A 23,063-nucleotide genomic window follows, 5' to 3' on the forward strand; every position below is an offset into this window, starting at 1 on the left:
ATGTGCTGTCTCATAACAAAATTAGCTTAAAAAAATACCGCACTTTTTGTTGCTCTCAAAAGTGCGGTCGTTTTTCGAGGTGTTTTTTCGTGTCGATTAATACACGCCTTGTGCCAACATGGCATCAGCTACTTTAACGAAACCGGCGACGTTCGCACCCACCACATAGTTGATGTTACCTTGCGCATCACTGCCGTATTTTTTACAGTTAGCATGAATGTCTAACATAATGCGGTGCAATTTGGCATCGACTTCTTCTCTTGTCCAACTTAAGCGTTGTGCGTTTTGCGACATTTCCAAACCGGAAGTGGCGACGCCGCCTGCATTTGCTGCTTTGCCCGGCCCGAAGAGTACGCCGGCGTCAATAAAGGCATTGGTGGCCTCGATGGTCGTTGGCATATTGGCACCTTCCGCTACCACTTGCACGCCATTGGCAATCAAGGCTTGTGCATCGCTTAATGCCAATTCGTTTTGAGTGGCACATGGTAGCGCAATATCCACTTTTAAATGCCATGGGCGCGCGCCAGCAACATATTTCAAGCCAAAGAGATCGGCGTAATCTTTTACACGACCGCGTTTTACGTTTTTAATATCCATTAACGCGGCTAATTTTTCAGCCGTGAAACCTTCTTCATCCACAACGGTACCGGATGAGTCGGAACAACTAATGACTTTAGCACCTAGTTGTAGGGCTTTTTCAATCGCATATTGTGCCACGTTGCCGGAGCCGGAAACCGCGACAGTTTTGCCTTTCAAATCTTGTCCCTTTTCTGCCAGCATCGCTTGGACGAAATAGACCAAACCATAACCGGTAGCTTCCGGACGAATTAAGCTACCGCCGAAACTCAAGCCTTTGCCTGTAAAGACACAGCCGGTTTGATTGGAGAGTTTTTTCATCATGCCGGTTAAATAACCCACTTCACGCGCGCCAACACCAATATCACCTGCAGGTACATCTGTGTCCGGGCCGATGTGGCGATAAAGTTCAGTCATTAAGGCTTGGCAGAAGCGCATGACTTCCGCATCGCTTTTACCTTTTGGATCAAAGTCGGAACCGCCTTTGGCCCCCCCCATTGGCAATGTGGTTAAAGCATTTTTAAAGATTTGCTCAAAGCCTAAGAATTTTAAAATGGATTGGTTGACGGACGGGTGAAAACGCATGCCACCTTTGAAAGGGCCGATAGCGCTGTTAAATTGAATGCGGAAGGCGCGGTTGACTTGCACTTGACCTTTGTCATCTGTCCATGCTACGCGGAATTGAATGATGCGTTCCGGCTCAACTAAACGTTCTAATAAGGCTTCAGAGCGGTATTTCGGGTTTTTCTCAAGGAATGACCAAATAGACGTGAATACTTCGCGTATCGCTTGTAAAAATTCCGGTTGATTTCCGTCACGTTGTTCGACTTTTGCTAAGAATTCTTCGAGTGAGGCAACTGCGTGAGACATAAGAATTTCTCCTGTGGATAGTATGTTGGTGTTTGCTTTATTTATTTTCGCTTGGCTATATTGCTAAGTCGGAATTACTATGCAACAGGAAATCATATGCTTTCAAATATTTTTACGAAAAAATAATTAAATTATTTTATGTTGTTAACTTATTTTATTTTTTATTTAAAAAATGAGTTTATTTATTAGATTTGATTTATTTTTGGAGGGTGAAAACAAAAGTGCGGTCATAAAAATAAGATTTTTTATGACCGCACTTTAGAACAGATGTTAGGCGAATCTTGCTTTTGCTTCTGCAATGGCTTCTGCGATACGCAACGGTGATACTCCACCTTTGGCGGCGCGTTTGTCTAAGCAAGATTGTAAAGAAAGAATGTCGTACACATCGTCTGACACTTTTTCACAGAATTGACGAAATTCAGGAATCGTCAGGTCTTCTAAGGCTTTGTGTTGTTTGATGGCATACACCACGGTTTCGCCCACAATGTGATGGGAATCACGGAATGGTACGCCTTTGGCAACCAAATAATCGGCTAATTCAGTGGCGTTGGAGTAGCCTTTCAGGGCAGATTCACGGGTGCGTTCTACGTTCACTTTGATGTCGTCTAACACCAATGACGCCATGTCTAAACAATCCTGCCAAGTGTCCAATGCATCGAAAATGCCTTCTTTGTCTTCCTGCATATCTTTGTTATAGGCTAACGGTAAACCTTTTAAGGTCATTAACATACCATTTAACGCACCGATAACACGTCCCGCTTTACCACGAATTAATTCGCAAGCATCGGGGTTTTTCTTTTGCGGCATGAGGGATGAGCCGGACGTCACGCGATCGGAGAGTTCCACAAAGTTAGATTCACCACTGTTGAAAATAATCATATCTTCGGCGAAACGGGATAAATGCACCATGCTCAGTGAGGCGGCTGAAAGTAGTTCAACAATATGATCGCGGTCGGATACGCTGTCCAAACTGTTACGGGTAGCAAAGGCGAAATCGAGATCTTTGGCGAGCTGTTCGCGATCGATAGGATACGCCGTGCCGGCAAGGGCGCCACTGCCTAGCGGGCAGCTATTCATGCGGCGGTAAGCATCGGCTAAACGCGAATAATCGCGATCCAACATTTCAACATAGGCCATGCACCAATGGGCAAAGGTAATCGGTTGGGCGCGTTGCAGGTGGGTGTAACCCGGCATCACGGCATCTTGGTTATTTTCTGCGGTAAGCACCAATTTGCGTTGTAATTCGCGAAGGGAATGTTGTAATTCATCCACCCGTTCTTTACACCACATTTTGATGTCGAGCGCCACTTGGTCGTTACGGCTGCGACCGGTGTGCAGTTTTTTACCCAAATTGCCCACTTTGTTGATAAGTTTACTTTCCACCCAACTGTGAATGTCTTCCGCATCATCTTGCAAAATCGCTTGCGGATTTGACCGCACTTCAATCAATAATTCGTTCAGCGCTTGTTCTAATTGTTGTTGTTCCTGTACCGTTAAAATATTGACAGAAACCAAGGCTTTCGACCAGCCGATAGAGCCTTCGATATCTTGCTCGGCAAGGCGATAGTCAAAGCGTAATGAATCGTTAAAATTTTTAAAACGCTTGTCCGCCGCCTGCGTAAAGCGTCCACCCCAAAGTGCCATAGAATCCTCTGATTTGTGATTGGTGTCATTGGTTAAAAAATATATCACAGAAACAAAAAAGGCGATCAACAAAAAATTTGCTTTTTGTGACCGCACTTTTTGTGTCATTGACCGTTATTTTAATAAATCTTCGTTTTTAGCGTGGATCCACTTGCCACGTTTTTTATCCATATATTGAAAATACTCGTTAGCGAACGTGCCTTGAGCGCAAGTAAATTTATCACGGCGGGTGTTTACTTCCTTGTTTTCTAAGGCTTTGTTTAACGTTTCCGGGCCGGTAAGAACAAATACGCCACCGTCAACGCGACGATTTTCAATGTTGTCCACAATAATATCCAACGTTTCCTTTAAAAATGGGTTACCTTTGCGGCTGGCTAAGAAAAAGTTAGTGTAACGCCCACGACGGGTGATGAGGACTTCGTCATCTTCCGGATCAATCATCGTATCTAAGCAGCCGACAAGATGACCATCAATATCCATATAAATGCCGCCGTCTTGATATAGCGTGAATAAGCGCCAAAAATCTGCTTGTGCGGCACCGTCTGTAAGTTGGCTATAAGCAGCAAACGTGCGTGGGTCGGCATATTTTTCAATATATTCGCTACGTGCTTCAGTACTGACATAGCGATAATCGTAACTTAACGAAAATAAGCGGTTGACCAAATAGTTGCAGTAAATTGGCAACGTCACTTTATTGCTGTAGTTGGTTTGCCAAATCACGCGATTAATTTTGCTTGGTTTGCCGGATTGGCGTTTGGTCGGGCTGAATTCGGGAATCGTAAAGCGTTTTTTCGGAAAAAGTGCATGGAAAGGGTAGCTTAGGATTTTGACAATGTTCCCGGCTAAACGTAATAGGCCGTTTGAAATTAAAAGTGCGGTCTGATTTTTTATTGTTTTTTGCATTAAATGAATCCGTTTATTCTGTTGAAAAACTGGTTGTACTTTATCACTTTACACAAAAAGAATAAACGTCAGGAAGGCTTTGAAAGAGAAATCATTAAGTAGGAAGTAGAGTGGTGGGCGATACCGGTCTCGAACCAGTGACCCCCTCCTTGTAAGGGAGGTGCTCTCCCAACTGAGCTAATCGCCCGACGAATCGGTATTTTAAGATTTTAAGTGGTGGGCGATACCGGTCTCGAACCAGTGACCCCCTCCTTGTAAGGGAGGTGCTCTCCCAACTGAGCTAATCGCCCACGTTAGAATCTTAAAATAGGGAAGTATGTAAGAAATGGTGGGCGATACCGGTCTCGAACCAGTGACCCCCTCCTTGTAAGGGAGGTGCTCTCCCAACTGAGCTAATCGCCCACGTCGTTACATTGACAACATTGAGAAACCTTAAAAAGTGGTGGGCGATACCGGTCTCGAACCAGTGACCCCCTCCTTGTAAGGGAGGTGCTCTCCCAACTGAGCTAATCGCCCTCAATGTTGTGAGCGTGCATTATAATTGCTCAATGATTTCAGTCAACAAATTTTTGCCAAAAATCCTTCGGTTGTTTCAAAAATAGGCACAATTCGTGATTTTCCCTTATGAATTCAAGCAACTCGTAGTACAATACCGCACAATTATTTGCACATAAAAAGGTTATAACATGAAATTAGAAGCATTATTTGATTTGGATCCAAGCGTGAAAGTGCGCACTCGTTTTGCACCGAGCCCAACTGGTTATTTGCACGTTGGCGGCGCACGCACCGCACTTTATTCTTGGTTATATGCGAAACACAATCACGGCGAATTTGTGTTGCGTATTGAAGATACCGATTTGGAGCGTTCCACACCGGAGGCCACACAAGCCATTTTAGAAGCGATGGAATGGTTAGATTTGGCCTGGGAGCACGGTCCATATTATCAAACCAAGCGCTTTGACCGTTATAACCAAGTTATCGATCAAATGATTGAACAGGGCTTGGCATACCGTTGTTACTGCACCAAAGAACGTTTGGAAACATTACGTCATACACAAGAACAAAATAAAGAAAAACCACGTTATGACCGCCATTGTTTGCATGATCATGCAGAACATTCTGCCGATGAACCGCATGTAGTGCGTTTTAAAAATCCAACTGAGGGTTCTGTGGTATTTGATGATGCGGTACGTGGACGCATTGAAATCAGCAACAGCGAATTGGATGACTTGATTATCCGCCGTACCGACGGCTCACCGACCTATAACTTCTGCGTGGTGGTAGATGACTGGGATATGGGCATCACCCACGTTGTGCGCGGTGAAGACCATATTAATAACACCCCGCGTCAAATTAACATTTTAAAAGCCCTTGGTGCACCGATTCCGGTGTATGCACACGTTTCTATGATTAACGGGGACGATGGTCAAAAACTTTCCAAACGTCACGGCGCCGTGAGCGTAATGCAATATCGTGACGAAGGTTATTTGCCGGAAGCGCTTATCAACTATTTGGTGCGTTTGGGCTGGGGCCATGGTGATCAGGAAATTTTCACCCGACAAGAAATGATTGATTTATTTGATTTACACTCCGTGAGTAAATCTGCCAGTGCCTTTAACACCGAAAAATTATTGTGGTTGAACCATCATTATCTTCGTGAATTGCCAGCGGACTACGTTGCGAAACATTTAGCATGGCAATATCAGGATTTAGGCATTGACACTTCCAATGGCCCGGCATTAACGGAAATCATCACCATGCTGGCGGATCGTTGTAAAACCTTACGTGAAATGGCGCTTGCCAGTCGTTATTTCTTTGAAGAGTTTGAAGCTTTCGATGAAGCTGCGGTGAAAAAACATTTCAAAGCGGGCGCGGTAGAAGCGCTTGAAAAAGTAAAAGAAAAACTGACCGCACTTTCCACTTGGGATTTGCATTCTACTCACGAAGCTATTGAACAAACCGCTGCCGAATTAGAGGTAGGCATGGGTAAAGTGGGAATGCCGCTGCGCGTCGCTGTGACCGGTGCAGGACAATCGCCGTCTATGGATGTGACCTTAGTAGGAATCGGACGTGAGCGCGTATTAAGCCGAATTCAACGTGCTATTGATTTTATTCACGGGCAAAATGCTTAAGATTTAATCTGATGGCAATGAATTAAAAATTTAATATTGACAGACCAAGGGGCGGAATTTATCATAGCCGCCACTTATGGGGATATAGCTCAGTTGGGAGAGCGCTTGAATGGCATTCAAGAGGTCGTCGGTTCGATCCCGATTATCTCCACCAAATTTTAAACCTTATCAATGAAGTCAATTGATAAGGTTTTTTTTTAGCGTTGTGCTTCATGCTTATCAACGCAAATGCTATTAAGCTCTTGCCTCTAAAGTTATCTCATCTAATGTGAAATTTATGCTTTAAAAGAGCATTTAAACATTTCTTAAATGCCCTATCTCTCCCCGTTTCTTGCTAAATGAGTTGCCCGAAAGGGGAGTTTATGAAACAATTTGTCGCTATTCCAATTTAAAAAATTAACTGAATTTTAAGGATACGATAGTGATCGATTTCGATGGCTACCGTCCGAATGTAGGCATTGTTATTTGCAACGACAAAGGGCAAGTGCTGTGGGCGAAAAGATACGGACAGAATTCCTGGCAATTTCCGCAAGGCGGGATTAATGATAATGAAACGCCAGAACAAGCGATGTACCGAGAATTGTTTGAGGAAGTCGGATTAACACGCAAAGATGTGCGAGTGCTCTATGCTTCTAAGCATTGGCTGCGTTATAAATTGCCAAAACGACTGTTACGTTATGATTCCAAACCTATTTGTATCGGACAGAAACAACGCTGGTTTTTATTGCAGTTAGTCAGCGACACCAAAAACATCAATATGCAATGCAGTAAAACACCGGAGTTTGACGGTTGGCGTTGGGTGAGTTTCTGGTATCCGGTGCGTCAAGTGGTTTCTTTCAAAAGAGATGTCTATCGTAAAGCGATGAAAGAGTTTGCTACGGTGTTATTTGATGAAAATAACAAAGACTTGTTATTGCGGGCTGACTCTAGCGCAGTAGAAGAGAAAAAGAATACCTTTTCAACGCCAAAACAGACCCATTCAAAGCATTCCAAATATTCATCACAAAAGTATAAGAGATAATTATGTTAACCTTCTTCCTCTTTTGTTTGCTTGCCGGTTGTGTCGCCGGCTTTTTAGCCGGTTTATTCGGCATTGGTGGCGGCATGGTGATTGTGCCGATGATGGTTTATTTACTACCAATTGTCGGCGTACCGGATTCGCTCTTAATGTCCACCGCACTTGGTACCTCCTTCGCGACTATCGTGGTTACCGCTTTTTCTTCCGCACAACGACACCACAAACTTGGCAATGTCGTTTGGTCCACCTTGAAGTATTTTGCCCCTGCATTAATGATCAGTGCCTTTATTTCAGGGCAATACATCAGTAAATTGCCTCATGACGTTTCCAGTAAGTTGTTTGCCTGCTTAGTTGTTTATTTAGCAGCTAAAATGATTTTGTCTATTAAGCCGAAAAACATCGACCCGAATAAAAAAATTACGCCTTTATCCTCCATTATTGGCGGTGCCTTGATTGGCATGGCATCAAGTGTTGCCGGTATTGGCGGTGGCGGATTTATTGTGCCGTTTTTAAATTCTCGCAACGTAGATATTAAAAAAGCTATTGGCACTTCTGCTTTCTGTGGCATGTTAATGGGTATTGCGGGAATGTTAAGTTTTATGGTGAGCGGTTGGAATGCGCAAGGTATGCCGCCTTATTCGGTCGGTTTCGTGTATTTTCCGGCTGTTTTGGGCATCACGGTTACCTCATTTTTCACTTCTAAACTTGGTGCCAATGCAACGAACAAACTCCCGGTGCCGACCTTGAAGAAAGCGTTTGCCGCCTTTTTAATTGTGGTGGCGATTAATATGTTATTGAAATAAGGAACGTTATGAATTCAGATTACCTTGTATTACCGCATTTCGATCCGGCAATTTTTGAATTTGGTCCCATCGGTTTGCGCTGGTATGGATTAATGTATTTACTCGGTTTTATTTTTGCTCGTTGGTTAGGTGTGCGCCGCGCTCAGCAAGCCAACAGTGGTTGGACGGTAGATCAAGTTGATTCTTTATTATTCAATGGTTTCATGGGCGTCTTTTTAGGCGGTCGAATTGGTGATGTCTTCTTTTATAATCTTGATCGTTTTTTACAGGATCCGCTGTATTTATTCCGCGTTTGGGAAGGCGGGATGTCTTTTCATGGTGGCTTAATTGGCGTGATTATTGCCATGGTCATTACCTCTAAAATACAAAAACGCAGCTTTTGGGCGACGGCAGATTTTGTTGCGCCTCTCATTCCTTTCGGTTTAGGAATGGGGCGTCTTGGTAATTTCATTAATTTAGAATTATGGGGGCATGCAACGGATGTGCCTTGGGCCATGATTTTTCCAACAGATCCGCTATTACTACCACGCCATCCATCTCAATTATATGAAGCTATGTTAGAAGGTTTGGTGTTGTTCCTTATTTTGAATTGGTTTATTCGTAAACCACGTCCAATGGGATCGGTAGCCGGGCTCTTCCTCATCGGTTATGGCGTTTTCCGTTTTATGATTGAATATGTGCGCGAACCCGATGTAGAGCTGTTTCTTGATGTGATCACAAGAGGTCAATTACTTTGCTTGCCAATGATTTTCGGCGGCATTTTCATTATGTTTTGGGCATACAACAAAAGTGCGGTGAAAAAATGAAACAATATTTAGACTTGTGCCAACGCATTGTTAACGAAGGCGTTTGGGTAGAAAACGAACGTACTGGCAAACGCTGTTTAACGGTGATTAACGCCGGTTTGACTTACGATGTGGCAAACAACCAATTTCCGCTGATTACGACCCGTAAAAGTTATTGGAAAGCAGCGATTGCAGAATTTCTAGGCTATATTCGCGGTTATGACAATGCTGCCGACTTCCGCAAGCTGGGTACCAAAACGTGGGATGCCAATGCTAATGAAAATCAGGCTTGGCTCAATAATCCGCACCGCAAAGGCACCGATGACATGGGGCGCGTATATGGCGTGCAGGGCAGAAGTTGGCGTAAACCGAATGGTGAACATCTCGATCAACTACGCAAAATTGTTAATAACCTCAGCAAAGGCATTGATGACCGCGGTGAGATTCTGACGTTCTATAACCCGGGTGAATTTGATTTAGGCTGTTTGCGCCCTTGCATGCACACACATACGTTTTCTTTGTTGGGTGATACGTTATATCTCACCAGTTATCAGCGTTCTTGTGATGTCCCGCTTGGTTTGAATTTTAACCAAATCCAAGTATTTACCTTCTTAGCATTAATGGCACAAATCACCGGTAAAAAAGCAGGGCAGGCATTTCACCACATTGTGAATGCGCATATTTATGAAGACCAGTTGGCACTTATGCGTGATGTGCAATTAAAACGTGAGCCTTTCCCGTCACCGCAGTTGGAAATTAATCCGGACATTAAATCTTTAGAAGACTTGGAAACCTGGGTCACCATGGATGATTTTAAAGTAACGGGTTATCAATGCCACGAGCCGATTAAATATCCGTTTTCCGTCTAACAAAGTGCGGTCGGTTTTAAAAACGTTTTTAAAATCCACCGCACTTTTCATCTGAAGAACCTCATGACTGAATCTCAACAGCAACTGGATGAACAATTTATGCGCCACGCCTTAATGTTGGCGGACAAAGCAGAAGCCTTGGGTGAAATTCCTGTGGGTGCCGTGTTAGTGAGCGAGGAAGGTGAAATTATTGGCGAGGGATGGAATTTATCGATCATTGATTCTGATCCTACGGCGCACGCCGAAATTGTTGCTCTACGCCAAGGCGGCCAACGCTTACAAAATTACCGCTTGTTGAACGCAACCTTATACGTCACCCTTGAGCCTTGCACCATGTGCGCCGGGGCAATTTTACACAGCCGCATTAAGCGCCTTGTGTTCGGTGCGGCTGACTATAAAACCGGCGCAGTGGGTTCCCGTTTTCATTTTTTCGATGATTATAAAATGAATCATGCCATCGAAATTACCGGTGGGGTGTTGCAGCAGGAATGCAGTGAAAAACTCAGTGCGTTTTTTCAAAAACGCCGTGCGCAACAGAAAGAAGCGAAATTAGCGCAACAGTTGATGACTGAAACGAAGTCTGATAGTTAAAAGTGCGGTCATTTTTTTCAGCATTTTTTAATATCCCTCGTTAAATTTCCTGCGGAGTGATACAATCGCCGCTCAATTTTATTAGTCAAGAGATAAGTTATGTCCCGTCAGAAAAAGACTCGCCGCCTTACAGATATCATGCCGGCCCGCAAATCCGATAAGAAACCGGAACAACCCCTTTCTGGTCGTAAAGCGACGCGTTATGAACTGGATGCGAAAGCCCGTGAAGAGAAGAAAAAACGTAAGCATAAAGGATTGGATTCCGGTTCTCGTCATAGTGCGCCGGAAAATAAAGCCGCGAATCAAGTAAAAGAAATTCAGGACCCACGAATCGGTAGCCGTAAAAAAGTACCGTTGATGGTGGAGTTCGTCAATAAACCGCAAAAAGCGCAAGCAGTATCAGCCGCAAAATCTGAGCCTAAAGCCACATTGGATCCGATGTCAGAATTAGAACAGTTAGAAAATAACGAATGTTTGAGTCAGTTGCTGGATCAATTAGACGAAGGCAAAAAATTGTCTGCCGAAGATCAAAATTTTGTGGATGCCTGTTTGGCGCGTGTCGCCCAATTAATGGACGAATTAGGCATTGCGGATGATGAAGAAAACGAAGAAGATTTATACCGCACTTTTGAACGAATCGACATCAACCAATTTAAATAAGTATCTTTAAATTATGTGGAAAACGTTTTTACTCATTGCAGCTGTCATCATCATTGCCGGTATGGTCGGTTATGCCGCGTATTTGTTGTTGGCGTTGCAAAAGCAGAAAAAAGCACTGTTGCAAGCGCGCCGAAACCGTATTCATCGCATTAAAGAAAGCCTTGAAATTATTGCGAAAGCCATGTTGAACGGTGATTGTAATTTGTCGGAAGGTGTATTGCGTTTGAAAATGCTACTCGAACCAGTGGGCATGAGCCTCAAACATTATTCTGCCATGTGGCGATTGTATGAAACGGTCGAAGATATGCCGACTCATGAGGCTCGCAGAGAATTAAAAAAGAACGAAAGAATGCGTTTGGATTTACAGCGTGAAAGCACAGAAGCCGAGCTTGAAAGTAAGATTAAGTCAGAACTAAACCGACTTCTAACGGATATCCAAACATTATAAACGTGGGGAAAATTGAATGTCTGAGATCATTTGGGATTTAGCATTAATTCAAAAATATAATCAATCCGGTCCGCGATACACATCCTATCCGACAGCGCTTGAGTTTAACGAACAGTATACGAATGAGGACTTTATTGCCGCGGCACAACGTTATCCAACACGTCCGTTGTCGTTATATGTGCACATTCCGTTTTGCCACAAACTTTGTTATTTCTGCGCCTGTAATAAAGTTATTACGCGCCATCAGCACAAAGCAGACATTTACTTGGATTTTCTGGAACGAGAGATAAAAGAGCGGTCAACATTATTTACAAATCGTGTGGCAACGCAAGTGCACTGGGGTGGTGGCACGCCAACGTATTTAACGGAGGCACAATCTGCCCGTTTAATGCAAATGTTGCGCGACAATTTTAATATCGCCGATAACGCAGAAATCAGTATTGAAATGGATCCCCGTGAAATTGAGCTTTCGATGTTAGAACATTTGCGTAACATCGGGTTTAACCGTATTAGTATGGGCGTGCAAGATTTCAATAAAGACGTGCAGAAAGCGGTGAATCGCGAGCAGGATGAAACCTTTGTGAATGCGCTGTTGATGCGTGCTCGTGAGCTCGGTTTTCAGTCGACTAATCTCGATTTGATTTATGGTTTGCCATTCCAGAGTGTTGAGAGCTTTATGTTCACCTTGAAAAAAGTCATTGAACTCAACCCTGATCGATTGAGCGTATTTAACTATGCCCATTTGCCAAGCCGTTTCGCCGGACAAGCAAAAATAAAAGATTGGCAGTTACCGAAACCGGAGACGAAGCTGGAAATTTTACAAAAAACCATCGAAACACTGGGCAGTGCAGGTTATAAGTTTATTGGTATGGATCATTTTGCCAAACCGGACGATGAACTTGCTATTGCACAGCAAAATGGCGTGTTGCACCGTAATTTCCAAGGCTATACGACGCAGGAAGAATGTGATTTGTTGGGGCTGGGTGTGTCGGCAATCAGCTTATTGGGCGATACCTATGCGCAAAATCAGAAGGATTTGAAGGAATATTATACCGCGGTGAATACTAATGGCATTGCCTTACATAAAGGTTTAGCCATGTCAGAAGAAGATTGTTTGCGTCGTGATGTCATTAAGCAATTGATTTGTAACTTTAAATTAGCGTATGCCCCATTAGAAAAACAGTACAATATTGATTTTAAACAACACTTTGCAGAAGATTTGGCCTTGTTAGCGCCTTTGGCCGCTGATGGTTTATTGGATATTGGTGAGGAGCAAATCACGGTTTCCGCAAAAGGACGCTTGTTGATTCGTAATATTTGTTTGTGTTTCGACACGTATTCACGCGCACAAGCAAAACAACAGCAATTTTCGCGGATTATTTAATTTGACATGTCGGGGGAGGTTTTATGCCTATCTCTGCGCCTGTTTTCTAAAATAAAAAGTGCGGTTGAAATTCATCGGAAATTTCAACCGCACTTTTCGTTTATCATTACCCCACTAAATTCAATTCAAACACAGATTTTTTCGGGTTTAAGCGGAACCCCTCTTGCTCCAGCAAATGATGTTGCTGTCGATCTTGTTCTACCACTAATCGTGTGGATTGTGTGTAGCTGACGAATTCTTTGGCTTTGGCAATAAGTGCGGTGTAAATGTCATTTGATTGATTGCCTTGACGCACGAAAATATCTGTTAATTGCCAGTAGCGCTGTAATTGTAGAGAAGAAAGTCGAGGATAAAGTTGAATGAAACCGAGCGCTTGTTGAGATTGACCGAGAGCGAGGAAAAAAATGCTTTCGCTAAAACGAATACGATTGGAGAGGAAGGTGAGCGTACGTTCCGGATTTTCTGTCATGCCCTGAGAAAGACGATATTCTTCAAATAGCGGTAGGAGTGTTTCCAGGTTCCATTGTTCAGCTTTAAAAATTTTAATCATGAGGCAATCGGTCATTTTTTGTTAAATTTATACAGTAGATTGTATCTTTTTAGCCCAAAAGAATCATCTGTTACAAAGAAAATTTTTTAGAACTGTGATTTTTTACCAAAAAAAGTAGGCGTTTTTTGTTATAGTAGGCGCAGTTTTTATTCAATCATATTTAAGGAGAAACAAAATGGCTCGTCGTCCTTTAGTTATGGGTAACTGGAAATTAAACGGTAGCAAAGCCTTCACTCGTGAATTAATCACCAGTTTAAAAGAAGCATTACACGGTGTGACCGGCTGTGACGTGGCAATTGCCCCACCGGTAATGTATTTGGCGGAAGCAGAAAAATTATTATCCAACTGTGGTTGCAGCTGTGGCGGTGAAAATATCATCCAATTAGGCGCACAAAACGTGGATGTGAACGTGAAAGGCGCCTTCACCGGTGACATTTCCACAGAAATGTTAAAAGATTTCGGCGCGAAATATATTATTATCGGTCACTCCGAGCGTCGTACTTATCACAAAGAAAGCGATGAATTCGTGGCGAAAAAATTCGGTGCGTTAAAAGAAGCGGGCTTGGTACCGGTGTTGTGTATCGGTGAATCTGAAGCGGAAAATGAAGCAGGCAAAACCGAAGAAGTTTGCGCACGTCAAATTGATGCCGTCATCAACCTGTTAGGCGTAGAAGCCTTCAACGGTGCGGTGATTGCGTATGAACCAATTTGGGCAATCGGAACCGGCAAATCTGCGACTCCGGCACAAGCGCAAGCTGTACACGCATTCATCCGTGGTCACATTGCGAAAAAATCTCAAGCGGTTGCTGATCAAGTGATCATTCAATACGGCGGTTCTGTTAACGATGCTAACGCGGCAGAATTGTTCACCCAACCGGATATTGACGGCGCATTAGTGGGTGGCGCGTCCTTAAAAGCCCCAGCCTTTGCGGTCATCGTGAAAGCAGCGGCAAAAGCGAAAAACTAATTTCATTTTGTCTTTGAGGGTCGGTGAATACCGACCCTTTTCGTTTTCAGATTTCAGAAACTTCCGCTATAATGACCGCACTTTTTTAACCTTAAATTAAAGGAATTTCTCATGCAAAATCCAAAAGATGATGTTTTATATGCGCCGGTTGAGTGGGTTGATCACAGCGCGGGTTACACCGACATTCGTTATCACAAATCCACCGACGGCATTGCCAAAATCACCATCAATCGTCCGGAAGTGCGCAATGCTTTCCGTCCGCAAACCGTTAAAGAAATGATCACCGCTTTTGCCGATGCCCGTTTTGACGAAAAAATCGGTGTTATCGTGTTGACCGGTGAAGGTGAAAAAGCGTTCTGTTCCGGCGGTGACCAAAAAGTACGTGGCGATTACGGCGGCTATAAAGACGACAGCGGCGTGCATCATCTCAACGTGTTGGATTTCCAACGTGATATTCGTACTTGCCCGAAACCGGTGGTAGCGATGGTGGCAGGTTATGCCATTGGTGGTGGCCACGTGTTACACATGATGTGTGATCTTACCATTTCCGCAGACAACGCCATTTACGGCCAAACCGGCCCGAAAGTGGGTTCTTTTGATGGCGGTTGGGGTGCAAGCTATATGGCACGTATCGTCGGTCAGAAAAAAGCGCGTGAAATTTGGTTCTTATGCCGTCAATATAATGCACAAGAAGCCTTAGACATGGGCTTAGTGAACACAGTCGTGCCTTACGCTGAGTTAGAAAAAGAAACTGTACGTTGGTGTCGTGAAATGCTACGCAACAGCCCGATTGCTTTACGTTGCTTGAAAGCGGCATTAAATGCCGACTGCGACGGTCAATCCGGTCTTCAAGAACTTGCCGGGAACGCCACCATGTTGTTCTACATGACAGAAGAAGGCCAAGAAGGTCGCAACGCCTTCAATGAAAAACGCGCGCCGGACTTCGGTAAATTTAAGCGCAATCCTTAAGATAAAAAGTGCGGTCGATTTAAAAAACATTTTTAAAAACGACCGCACTTTTGTTATTGAAAGCAAAATAATTTCTTTTCTGTAATTGTATAGGTAAAGGCGATGGATTTCGGTTTAACAGAAACAATCATTAAAAACATCGGTTGGCATTTACGCCATTTCCCTCAGGTTGAAACAGCAATTTTATTTGGCTCGCGCGGGAAGGGGAATTTTCGTGAAGACTCGGACATTGATTTAGCCTTAAAAGGCGATGGCATTACTGACGCCATGTTGCACGACATTCAGCAAACCCTCTCGCAAACTACCATTCCGTATAAATTTGATGTAATCATTTATGACAAGATTACCGATCCGGCTTTACTGGCGCATATTCAACAGGTGGGCAAAATTTTCTATGAAAAGAAAGATTGCGCTATTCAACATCGTCGCTATCAACTTTTCCGTTATTCCATTCCGGTGGATTCTCAACTGATTTTGCGCAATCGCTTTTTGAAAAAGCGTGAAGGTCTTTTGGTGAAAGTGTGCTGTGGGCAAAATGAAGGTTGGGGCGAAATTGCGCCGTTGCCGGAATTTAGCCATGAAACCTTAGATCAAGCGCAAGCCCAAGCCATCGAATGGCTGGAAAAATGGGATCAATCCCGCAGTTGTAATGTAAAACTGGATTTAACGGCGGATTTGTATCCTTCCGTGGCATTTGGTTTAAGCTGTGCGTTATTTGAAATGAAAGGTCGCTTGGACGATGAAGGCAATTATCAAACGGCGCCTTTATGTTATGGCGATCCCGATGAACTTTATGAACCGCTGGATCAAATGCAGGGTGAAAAAGTGGCGAAAGTGAAAGTGGGCATGTATGAAGCCAATCGTGATGGCCTCATTGCCGATATGCTGTTAGAAGCCATTCCAGATTTGCAATTACGGCTAGATGCTAACCGTAGCTGGACACCGGCTAAAGCGCAAATGTTTGCGAAATATGTGAAACCTGAGCATCGTGCGCGCATTCAATTTATTGAAGAACCTTGCAAAACCCGTGAAGAAAGTCGCCAATTTGCGGCAGAAACCGGCATTAACATTGCCTGGGATGAAAGCGTACGCGAACCGGATTTTTGCGTGGAAAAAGAACCGCACTTGGCAGCGATTGTGATTAAACCGACCTTGGTGGGATCTATTGAGCGTTGTGCTGAGTTGATTGCACAGGCGCATGCATTAGGTATTAAAGCGGTTATCAGTTCCAGCATTGAAAGTAGCTTCGGTTTAACCCAACTGGCACGCATGGCGCAACAATATACGCCAAATGTCACGCCGGGATTAGACACACTGGATTTAATGGATTATCAAGTCGTCAGAACCTGGCCAGGGTCGGAGTTACCTGTCGTTGACTTCGATTCGGAATTCATTACCGAAGTCATTTTAGATTAAAAGTGCGGTCGTTTTTTCGATTATTTTTTATAGTGCGGTTTTTTACAGATTAGACCAGCCAAAAGCGAAAAATCATTATAATGCGCGCAATAAAAAGGAATGTGATATGTCATCAAAATACAACATTTTGCTGTTAAATGGCCCGAACTTGAATATGTTGGGTGTGCGTGAGCCAGGTCATTACGGACATTTATCCTTAGCGGAAATTGAACGGCATTTGCAACAACAAGCGGTAAAACAGCAAGTGGCACTGGATTGTTTTCAAGCCAATAGTGAAGAAAAATTGATTGAGAAAATTCACCAAAGCTTTCAAAAAGTGGATTTTATTATTATCAATCCCGCGGCCTATACCCACACCAGCGTGGCGTTGCGTGATGCGTTACTTGCCGTTGGCATTCCTTTCGTTGAAGTGCATTTATCCAATATTCATAAACGAGAACCGTTTCGTCATCATTCCTATTTTAGTGATGTGGCGGAAAGTGTGATTTGTGGCTGTGGTGCGCAGGGGTATGATTTTGCATTACAGTTTGCCGTAAATTATCTTTCAAAAAAGTGAAGATCGGCGAGATTTAGCAAAAAATCGCAGAATTTTATCGCCAAAATAATGATTTTGAGGTAATCTCTCGGGCGAAAATTTATCTTAATCCATACCGTGCTTTTTTCAAAAGTGCGGTGAAAATCTAGCATATTTTAGGAAAAAACTATGGACATTCGTAAAATTAAAAAACTGATTGAATTAGTGGAAGAATCCGGTATTACGGAACTCGAAGTTTCAGAAGAAGAGGGTTCTGTACGTATTAGTCGTGCCACTGTTGCCGCGCCGGCAAATGTTCAGTATTCCATTCCAGCAGCTGCACCGGTTCCGGTTGCGGCTCCTGTTGCACCAGCTGCCGCGCCGGCAGCCCCTGCTGCTGCACCTGAAGAAGTTTCTGGTCATAAGATCCGCTCTCCGATGGTAGGAACGTTCTATCGTAGTCCAAGCCCTGAAGCGAAAGCGTTTGTTGAAGTGGGGCAAACCGTAAAAGTAGGTGATGCACTTTGCATCGTTGAAGCGATGAAAATGATGAACCGTATTGAAGCGGATAAAGCAGGTGTAGTAAAAGCTATTTTGGTAAATGATGGTGAGCCTGTCGAATTTGATGAGCCGTTGATTATTATCGAATAATTAACATAGCAGACCATAATTTAAACAAGAATGGATTTATTATGTTAGAAAAAGTTGTTATCGCCAATCGTGGTGAAATTGCACTGCGAATTTTGCGCGCCTGCAAAGAATTGGGCATTAAAACTGTTGCGGTTCATTCCACCGCCGACCGTGAGTTAAAACACGTTCTGCTTGCAGATGAAACCGTGTGTATCGGTCCTGCTCAATCTGCAAAAAGTTATTTAAATATTCCGGCAATTATTGCCGCAGCTGAAGTGACCGGCGCTGATGCTATTCACCCGGGCTATGGTTTTCTTTCCGAAAATGCGGATTTCGCCGAACAGGTAGAAAGCTCCGGTTTCACGTTTATCGGACCAACTGCCGATGTGATTCGTTTGATGGGCGACAAAGTGTCCGCGATTAACGCCATGAAAAAAGCCGGTGTGCCTTGCGTTCCGGGTTCTGATGGCCCATTAACCTCTGACATCGCGAAAAACAAAGAAATCGCGAAACGTATTGGCTATCCGATCATTATCAAAGCCTCCGGTGGCGGCGGTGGTCGTGGTATGCGTGTAGTCCGTAGCGAAGAGGCGTTAGAAGAATCTATTGCCATGACGAAAGCAGAAGCGAAAGCGGCTTTCAACAACGACATGGTTTACATGGAAAAATATTTGGAAAACCCACGCCATGTGGAAATCCAAGTATTAGCAGACACCCACGGCAATGCGGTTTACTTGGCAGAGCGTGACTGTTCTATGCAACGTCGTCACCAAAAAGTGGTGGAAGAAGCGCCTGCACCGGGCATTACCGAAGAAGTACGTCGTGATATCGGTTCTCGTTGTGCGAAGGCTTGTGTGGAAATTGGCTATCGTGGTGCGGGTACGTTTGAATTCTTATATGAAAACGGTGAGTTCTATTTCATTGAAATGAATACCCGTATTCAAGTGGAACATCCGGTGACGGAAATGATTACCGGTGTGGACTTGGTGAAAGAGCAATTGCGTATTGCGGCGGGCTTGCCGATTTCTTTCAAACAAGAAGACATCAAAGTGAAAGGCCATGCGATGGAATGTCGTATCAACGCAGAAGATCCAAAAACCTTCTTGCCTTCACCGGGTAAAGTGGCACATTTACATTCCCCGGGTGGTCTAGGCGTGCGTTGGGATTCTCATGTTTACGCAGGTTACACGGTTCCTCCGCATTATGATTCCATGATTGCGAAATTAATTACTTACGGCGATACCCGTGAAGTGGCGATCCGTCGTATGCAAAATGCCTTATCAGAAACCATCATTGATGGGATTAAAACGAATATTCCGTTGCATGATCTGATTTTAGCAGACGAAAACTTCCAAAAAGGTGGCACAAATATCCACTATTTGGAGAAAAAATTAGGTATGCACGAATAAAACGTGGCATTAATAGAAAAAGTGGATTTTATCCACTTTTTTATTTAGGAATGATATATGGACTTACAACAACGTTATAAACAAGCGACCAAAGAAGCCCGTTGGGCATTGGGCTTAACTTTGCTTTATGTAATTGGTTGGTGCTTATGTGCTTACTTACCCAAAGGTACACAAGGGCCAATTGGTTTTCCTCTGTGGTTTGAATTAGCCTGTATTTACCTGCCGATTCTGTTTATTGTGGTCGCGTATTGGCTGATTAAAATTGTGTTTCAGGATATTCCACTGGATGTGGAACAGGAAAAACAACATTCGACAACGGAGCGTCATCAATGAACCTAGGGATTATTTTTCCGCTCATCATTTATTTAGCCTTTGTTTTCGGGGCGGCGATTTATGCTTATGTTAAACGCCAAAAAGGTGGTGATTTTCTTTCCGAATATTATGTGGGTAACCGTTCTATGACGGGCTTTGTGCTTGCCATGACAACTGCTTCTACCTACGCCAGTGCCAGTTCCTTTATTGGCGGTCCCGGTGCGGCGTATAAATACGGCTTAGGCTGGGTCTTGCTTGCCATGATCCAAGTGCCTGCGGTGTGGTTAGCACTTGGTGCGTTGGGGAAAAAATTTGCTTTGCTTTCCCGTGAGACCAATGCGTTGACCATCAACGATTTATTACTTTATCGCTATAAAAACAAATATTTGGTATGGATTGCCTGTGTTGCGTTGTTGATCGCGTTCTTTGCGGCGATGACCGTGCAATTTATCGGTGGTGCCCGTTTATTGGAAACGACTATCGGCATTCCTTATACTCAAGCCTTACTGATTTTCGCTTTAACCGTGGGGATTTATACCTTCATCGGTGGTTTCCGTGCTGTGGTGTTAACGGACACGATCCAAGGTACCGTGATGATTCTCGGCACGATTGTGTTATTGGTCGGCGTGATTTATCAGGTGGGTGGTGTCGAAAGTGCGGTCAAAAAATTAACTGAAATTGATCCAAGCCTCGTCAGCCCGTACGGTCCGAATGAGATGTTGGATTTCCAATTTATGGCGTCTTTCTGGATTTTGGTTTGCTTCGGTGTAGTTGGTTTGCCGCACACAGCCGTGCGTTGCATGGCGTTTAAAGACAGCAAAGCCCTGCACAATGGTATGCTAATCGGCACGATCGTGTTGACGATTATCATGTTCGGTATGCACTTGGCGGGCGCATTGGGGCGCGCCATCGTGCCGGATTTAACGGTGTCGGATAAAGTGATTCCAAGCCTGATGTTGCAAGTGTTGCCACCGATTGTGGCTGGGATTTTCCTTGCAGCACCAATGTCAGCGATTATGTCCACGGTGGATGCGCAGCTTATTCAGTCGTCTTCTATTTTTGTGAAAGACTTGTATTTGGCGGCAAAACCGCAGGCAGTGCAAAATCAAAAACGGATTGGTCGAATCTCCTCAATCATTACGTTAATTTTGACCGCACTTTTAATTTTTGCGTCTCTGAATCCGCCGGATATGATCATTTGGCTGAACCTGTTTGCCTTTGGTGGACTTGAAGCTGCATTTTTGTGGGTCATCGTTCTCGGACTTTACTGGGATAAAGCCAATGCTTATGGTGCGGTTAGCTCCATGTTGGTCGGCTTGGTTTCGTTTATTTTATTTACCCAATTTGGCATTAAACTCTTTGGCTTCAACCCGATTGTGCCTTCTCTCGTCTTTGGCTTAGCGGCATTTTTGATTGGGAATAAAATCGGCGAGAAGCGCCATTCATCATAAAATATATAGGAATAAACATGGCTTGGATTCAAATTCGCCTAAACAGTACTAACGAAAAGGCAGAGCAAATCAGTGATTTTTTAGAAGAAATCGGCTCAGTGTCCGTTACTTTTATGGACAGCCAAGATACGCCGATTTTTGAACCGTTACCGGGAGAAACCCGCTTGTGGGGCAACACCGATGTGATTGCTTTGTTTGATGCAGAAACCGATATGAATGTGGTGGTGGATGCACTTAAACAGGCGAAGCATTTGGATGAACATACCGCTTATAAAATCGAACAAATCGAAGACAAAGACTGGGAGCGCGAGTGGATGGATAATTTCCATCCAATGCAATTTGGTCAGCGTTTGTGGATTTGCCCAAGCTGGCGTGATGTGCCGGATCCGAATGCCGTGAACGTGATGCTTGATCCGGGCTTGGCGTTTGGTACAGGGACACACCCGACCACAGCGCTTTGTTTGGAATGGCTCGATAGTTTAGATTTAAAAGATAAAACGGTGATCGACTTTGGTTGTGGCTCCGGCATTTTGGCCATTGCGGCATTGAAGCTGGGCGCAAAAAGTGCGGTCGGTATTGATATTGATCCTCAAGCGATTTTAGCCAGCCGCAACAATGCGGAACAAAACGGCGTGGCGGATCGCTTGCAACTGTTTTTATCCGATGAAAAACCGTCGGACTTGAAAGCCGATGTGGTGGTAGCGAATATTTTGGCGGGGCCGTTAAAAGAGCTTTACCCGGTGATTAGTCAGTTGGTGAAACCATACGGGGATTTGGGCTTGTCGGGTATTCTGGCGACACAAGCGCAATCCGTGTGTGATGCCTATGCAGAGCGCTTTGTGTTGGCGCCGGTGGCAGAACGCGAAGAATGGTGTCGAATTACCGGTAAGCTAAAGGCATAACGCACAATAAGCCTCAAAGTATAATAGAAAAGTGCGGTGGAGAAATATCACGTTTTTTCACCGCACTTTTTGTTTTACGGCGCTCAATGAACGAGACAATTTCCCCATCAAAGTCAATTCTTTTATAGCAAATTTCTGCAGAAATTTGGCAAATTGAATTGGATCTAAAAAAATTATAATTTGTATAAAAATTACCCTTTGCAAACGCATTAAAAGTGCGTATGATAGCGCACCTTGTCGGTTGGCAGCCGAGTTTGGTCAAGTTGTTGGAAAGTCGCGGAGTCATAATGCGCATTGGTCATTATCAATTAAAAAATCGCATTTTATTGGCACCCATGGCGGGAATTACCGATCAACCTTTCCGTAAAATCTGCGCCCATTACGGGGCGGGTTTAACCTTTTCAGAAATGATGTCAACCAATCCGCAAGTGTGGCATACCGAAAAATCGAAATTGCGCTTAGCGCACCACCAAGATGCCGGTATCAATGCCGTACAAATTGCGGGTTCCGATCCCGACGAAATGGCGCAAGCCGCTCAAGTGAACGTGGAATACGGCGCTCAAATTATTGATATTAATATGGGCTGTCCAGCGAAAAAGGTGAATCGTAAAATGGCGGGCTCCGCCCTTTTGCAATATCCCGACTTAGTTCAACAGATTCTTGAGGCCGTCGTGAAATCTGTCAATGTTCCGGTAACGTTGAAGATTCGCACCGGTTGGGATACGGAAAATCGAAATTGTGTCGAAATTGCTAAAATCGCAGAGCAAAGTGGCATTCAAGCGTTAACCGTGCATGGTCGCACGCGCGCCTGTAAATTTGAGGGCGTCGCGGAATATGACTCGATTAAAGCGGTAAAACAAGCTGTTTCCATTCCGGTGATTGCCAATGGCGATATGATTTCCCCACAACAAGCCAAATTTGTGCTCGATTATACGGGGGCAGATGGCGTAATGATCGGCCGAGGGGCATTAGGCCGACCTTGGGTGTTTCAAACCATGGTGGGGTTGGTGGAACACAATTCGATCGTGAACGAACCAAGCTTAGAAGAAAAGTGCGGTGTAATTTTGCAACATATCCGTGAGCTACATCAGTTTTACGGTGATGAAAAAGGTTACCGAATCGCACGTAAGCATATCGCTTGGTATTTACAGGATATTCAACCTCATTCTGTTTTCAAACAAGATTTTAATGCGATCACTTCCGCTTCGGCGCAGTTAGACGCATTAGAACAATTTTTTCGTTTAATTTGATTTAATTAAT

The 23,063-nt window shown here is 44.0% G+C and carries 23 protein-coding genes, 5 tRNA genes and 1 pseudogene; 21 read left to right on the forward strand and 8 right to left on the reverse strand.

Translation table 11 applies throughout. From position 1 onward, the window contains the following. Positions 1-96 precede the first annotated feature (96 nt). The 7 genes from gdhA to HMPREF9064_RS07700 all read right to left on the reverse strand — a co-directional run bounded on the left by gdhA (position 97) and on the right by HMPREF9064_RS07700 (position 4,509). A complete protein-coding gene (gdhA, locus tag HMPREF9064_RS07730; protein WP_006717034.1) occupies positions 97-1,446 on the reverse strand; it encodes an NADP-specific glutamate dehydrogenase in 1,350 nt (449 codons plus the stop codon). 270 nt (positions 1,447-1,716) lie between these two features. After that, the gene (gene argH, locus HMPREF9064_RS07725; RefSeq protein ID WP_032998085.1) at positions 1,717-3,090 is read right to left on the reverse strand and encodes an argininosuccinate lyase; all 1,374 of its coding nucleotides are present in this window, start codon (positions 3,088-3,090) and stop codon (positions 1,717-1,719) included. A gap of 114 nt (positions 3,091-3,204) precedes the next feature. Continuing rightward, positions 3,205-3,993, reverse strand: a complete 789-nt coding sequence (locus HMPREF9064_RS07720) for a glycosyltransferase family 32 protein (protein WP_006717039.1) — start codon at positions 3,991-3,993, stop codon at positions 3,205-3,207. A gap of 111 nt (positions 3,994-4,104) precedes the next feature. Then, positions 4,105-4,180, reverse strand: a tRNA-Val gene (locus HMPREF9064_RS07715). 27 nt (positions 4,181-4,207) lie between these two features. Then, a tRNA-Val gene (locus HMPREF9064_RS07710) sits at positions 4,208-4,283 on the reverse strand. 36 nt (positions 4,284-4,319) lie between these two features. Further along, positions 4,320-4,395 (reverse strand) — tRNA-Val (locus HMPREF9064_RS07705). Positions 4,396-4,433: 38 nt separating this feature from the next. Beyond that, positions 4,434-4,509: transfer RNA gene (locus tag HMPREF9064_RS07700), tRNA-Val, on the reverse strand. Between the two features lie 170 nt (positions 4,510-4,679). On the opposite strand from HMPREF9064_RS07700, the gene gltX reads away from it, so the two are divergent. The 10 genes from gltX to hemN all read left to right on the forward strand — a co-directional run bounded on the left by gltX (position 4,680) and on the right by hemN (position 12,683). Continuing rightward, positions 4,680-6,125 (forward strand): glutamate--tRNA ligase, encoded by a 1,446-nt coding sequence (gltX, locus tag HMPREF9064_RS07695; RefSeq protein WP_006717041.1) that lies wholly within the window; start codon positions 4,680-4,682, stop codon positions 6,123-6,125. 78 nt (positions 6,126-6,203) lie between these two features. Next, positions 6,204-6,279 (forward strand) — tRNA-Ala (locus tag HMPREF9064_RS07690). Positions 6,280-6,546: 267 nt separating this feature from the next. Continuing rightward, on the forward strand, positions 6,547-7,146 hold the full coding sequence (gene rppH / locus HMPREF9064_RS07685; protein ID WP_006717043.1) for an RNA pyrophosphohydrolase: 600 nt from the start codon (positions 6,547-6,549) through the stop codon (positions 7,144-7,146). 2 nt (positions 7,147-7,148) lie between these two features. Further along, positions 7,149-7,946, forward strand: a complete 798-nt coding sequence (locus tag HMPREF9064_RS07680; RefSeq protein WP_006717046.1) for a sulfite exporter TauE/SafE family protein — start codon at positions 7,149-7,151, stop codon at positions 7,944-7,946. 8 nt (positions 7,947-7,954) lie between these two features. Beyond that, positions 7,955-8,752 (forward strand): prolipoprotein diacylglyceryl transferase, encoded by a 798-nt coding sequence (gene lgt / locus HMPREF9064_RS07675; RefSeq protein ID WP_006717048.1) that lies wholly within the window; start codon positions 7,955-7,957, stop codon positions 8,750-8,752. Beyond that, positions 8,749-9,600, forward strand: a complete 852-nt coding sequence (locus tag HMPREF9064_RS07670; protein WP_006717050.1) for a thymidylate synthase — start codon at positions 8,749-8,751, stop codon at positions 9,598-9,600. The genes lgt and HMPREF9064_RS07670 overlap by 4 nt, the downstream gene beginning before the upstream one ends. A gap of 63 nt (positions 9,601-9,663) precedes the next feature. Further along, positions 9,664-10,191, forward strand: coding sequence for a tRNA adenosine(34) deaminase TadA (gene tadA / locus HMPREF9064_RS07665; RefSeq protein ID WP_006717052.1), 528 nt, complete (start codon positions 9,664-9,666; stop codon positions 10,189-10,191). 99 nt (positions 10,192-10,290) lie between these two features. Next, on the forward strand, positions 10,291-10,851 hold the full coding sequence (gene yihI, locus HMPREF9064_RS07660) for a Der GTPase-activating protein YihI (protein ID WP_006717055.1): 561 nt from the start codon (positions 10,291-10,293) through the stop codon (positions 10,849-10,851). A 13-nt stretch (positions 10,852-10,864) separates the two neighbouring features. Further along, positions 10,865-11,299, forward strand: coding sequence for a DUF2489 domain-containing protein (locus HMPREF9064_RS07655; RefSeq protein ID WP_006717057.1), 435 nt, complete (start codon positions 10,865-10,867; stop codon positions 11,297-11,299). Between the two features lie 16 nt (positions 11,300-11,315). Next, the gene (hemN, locus tag HMPREF9064_RS07650) at positions 11,316-12,683 is read left to right on the forward strand and encodes an oxygen-independent coproporphyrinogen III oxidase (protein WP_006717059.1); all 1,368 of its coding nucleotides are present in this window, start codon (positions 11,316-11,318) and stop codon (positions 12,681-12,683) included. Positions 12,684-12,789: 106 nt separating this feature from the next. On the opposite strand, the gene HMPREF9064_RS07645 is transcribed toward hemN, so the two are convergent. After that, positions 12,790-13,233: a hypothetical protein gene (locus tag HMPREF9064_RS07645; RefSeq protein WP_032997764.1), complete on the reverse strand. Its 444-nt coding sequence runs from the start codon at positions 13,231-13,233 to the stop codon at positions 12,790-12,792. Between the two features lie 175 nt (positions 13,234-13,408). Between HMPREF9064_RS07645 and tpiA the strand changes: the two genes are divergently transcribed. From tpiA to dusB, 11 genes and pseudogenes are all read left to right on the forward strand, one after another. Continuing rightward, positions 13,409-14,200 (forward strand): triose-phosphate isomerase, encoded by a 792-nt coding sequence (gene tpiA / locus HMPREF9064_RS07640; protein WP_006717063.1) that lies wholly within the window; start codon positions 13,409-13,411, stop codon positions 14,198-14,200. Between the two features lie 111 nt (positions 14,201-14,311). Beyond that, complete coding sequence (gene menB / locus HMPREF9064_RS07635; RefSeq protein WP_005701557.1) at positions 14,312-15,169, forward strand: 1,4-dihydroxy-2-naphthoyl-CoA synthase; 858 nt, start codon at positions 14,312-14,314, stop codon at positions 15,167-15,169. A 102-nt stretch (positions 15,170-15,271) separates the two neighbouring features. Next, positions 15,272-15,562: pseudogene (locus HMPREF9064_RS10040) on the forward strand (nucleotidyltransferase domain-containing protein); the annotation flags it as partial. Between the two features lie 21 nt (positions 15,563-15,583). Further along, the gene (menC, locus tag HMPREF9064_RS0109385; RefSeq protein ID WP_032998086.1) at positions 15,584-16,585 is read left to right on the forward strand and encodes an o-succinylbenzoate synthase; all 1,002 of its coding nucleotides are present in this window, start codon (positions 15,584-15,586) and stop codon (positions 16,583-16,585) included. Positions 16,586-16,691: 106 nt separating this feature from the next. Then, complete coding sequence (aroQ, locus tag HMPREF9064_RS07630; RefSeq protein WP_006717072.1) at positions 16,692-17,141, forward strand: type II 3-dehydroquinate dehydratase; 450 nt, start codon at positions 16,692-16,694, stop codon at positions 17,139-17,141. 147 nt (positions 17,142-17,288) lie between these two features. Further along, a complete protein-coding gene (gene accB, locus HMPREF9064_RS07625) occupies positions 17,289-17,750 on the forward strand; it encodes an acetyl-CoA carboxylase biotin carboxyl carrier protein (RefSeq protein WP_006717076.1) in 462 nt (153 codons plus the stop codon). Between the two features lie 41 nt (positions 17,751-17,791). After that, positions 17,792-19,138 (forward strand): acetyl-CoA carboxylase biotin carboxylase subunit, encoded by a 1,347-nt coding sequence (gene accC / locus HMPREF9064_RS07620; protein WP_006717078.1) that lies wholly within the window; start codon positions 17,792-17,794, stop codon positions 19,136-19,138. Between the two features lie 57 nt (positions 19,139-19,195). Further along, positions 19,196-19,471 (forward strand): YhdT family protein, encoded by a 276-nt coding sequence (locus HMPREF9064_RS07615; protein ID WP_006717080.1) that lies wholly within the window; start codon positions 19,196-19,198, stop codon positions 19,469-19,471. Beyond that, positions 19,468-20,901: a sodium/pantothenate symporter gene (panF, locus tag HMPREF9064_RS07610; protein ID WP_006717083.1), complete on the forward strand. Its 1,434-nt coding sequence runs from the start codon at positions 19,468-19,470 to the stop codon at positions 20,899-20,901. Before HMPREF9064_RS07615 ends, panF begins: the two co-directional genes overlap by 4 nt. Positions 20,902-20,918: 17 nt before the next feature. Continuing rightward, positions 20,919-21,803, forward strand: coding sequence for a 50S ribosomal protein L11 methyltransferase (prmA, locus tag HMPREF9064_RS07605; RefSeq protein WP_006717085.1), 885 nt, complete (start codon positions 20,919-20,921; stop codon positions 21,801-21,803). Positions 21,804-22,090: 287 nt separating this feature from the next. Next, positions 22,091-23,053, forward strand: coding sequence for a tRNA dihydrouridine synthase DusB (dusB, locus tag HMPREF9064_RS07600; RefSeq protein WP_206540976.1), 963 nt, complete (start codon positions 22,091-22,093; stop codon positions 23,051-23,053). The last annotated feature ends 10 nt before the right edge of the window (positions 23,054-23,063 follow it).

This window comes from Aggregatibacter segnis ATCC 33393, assembly GCF_000185305.1.
In the GTDB taxonomy this organism is placed as follows: Bacteria; Pseudomonadota; Gammaproteobacteria; order Enterobacterales; family Pasteurellaceae; genus Aggregatibacter; species Aggregatibacter segnis.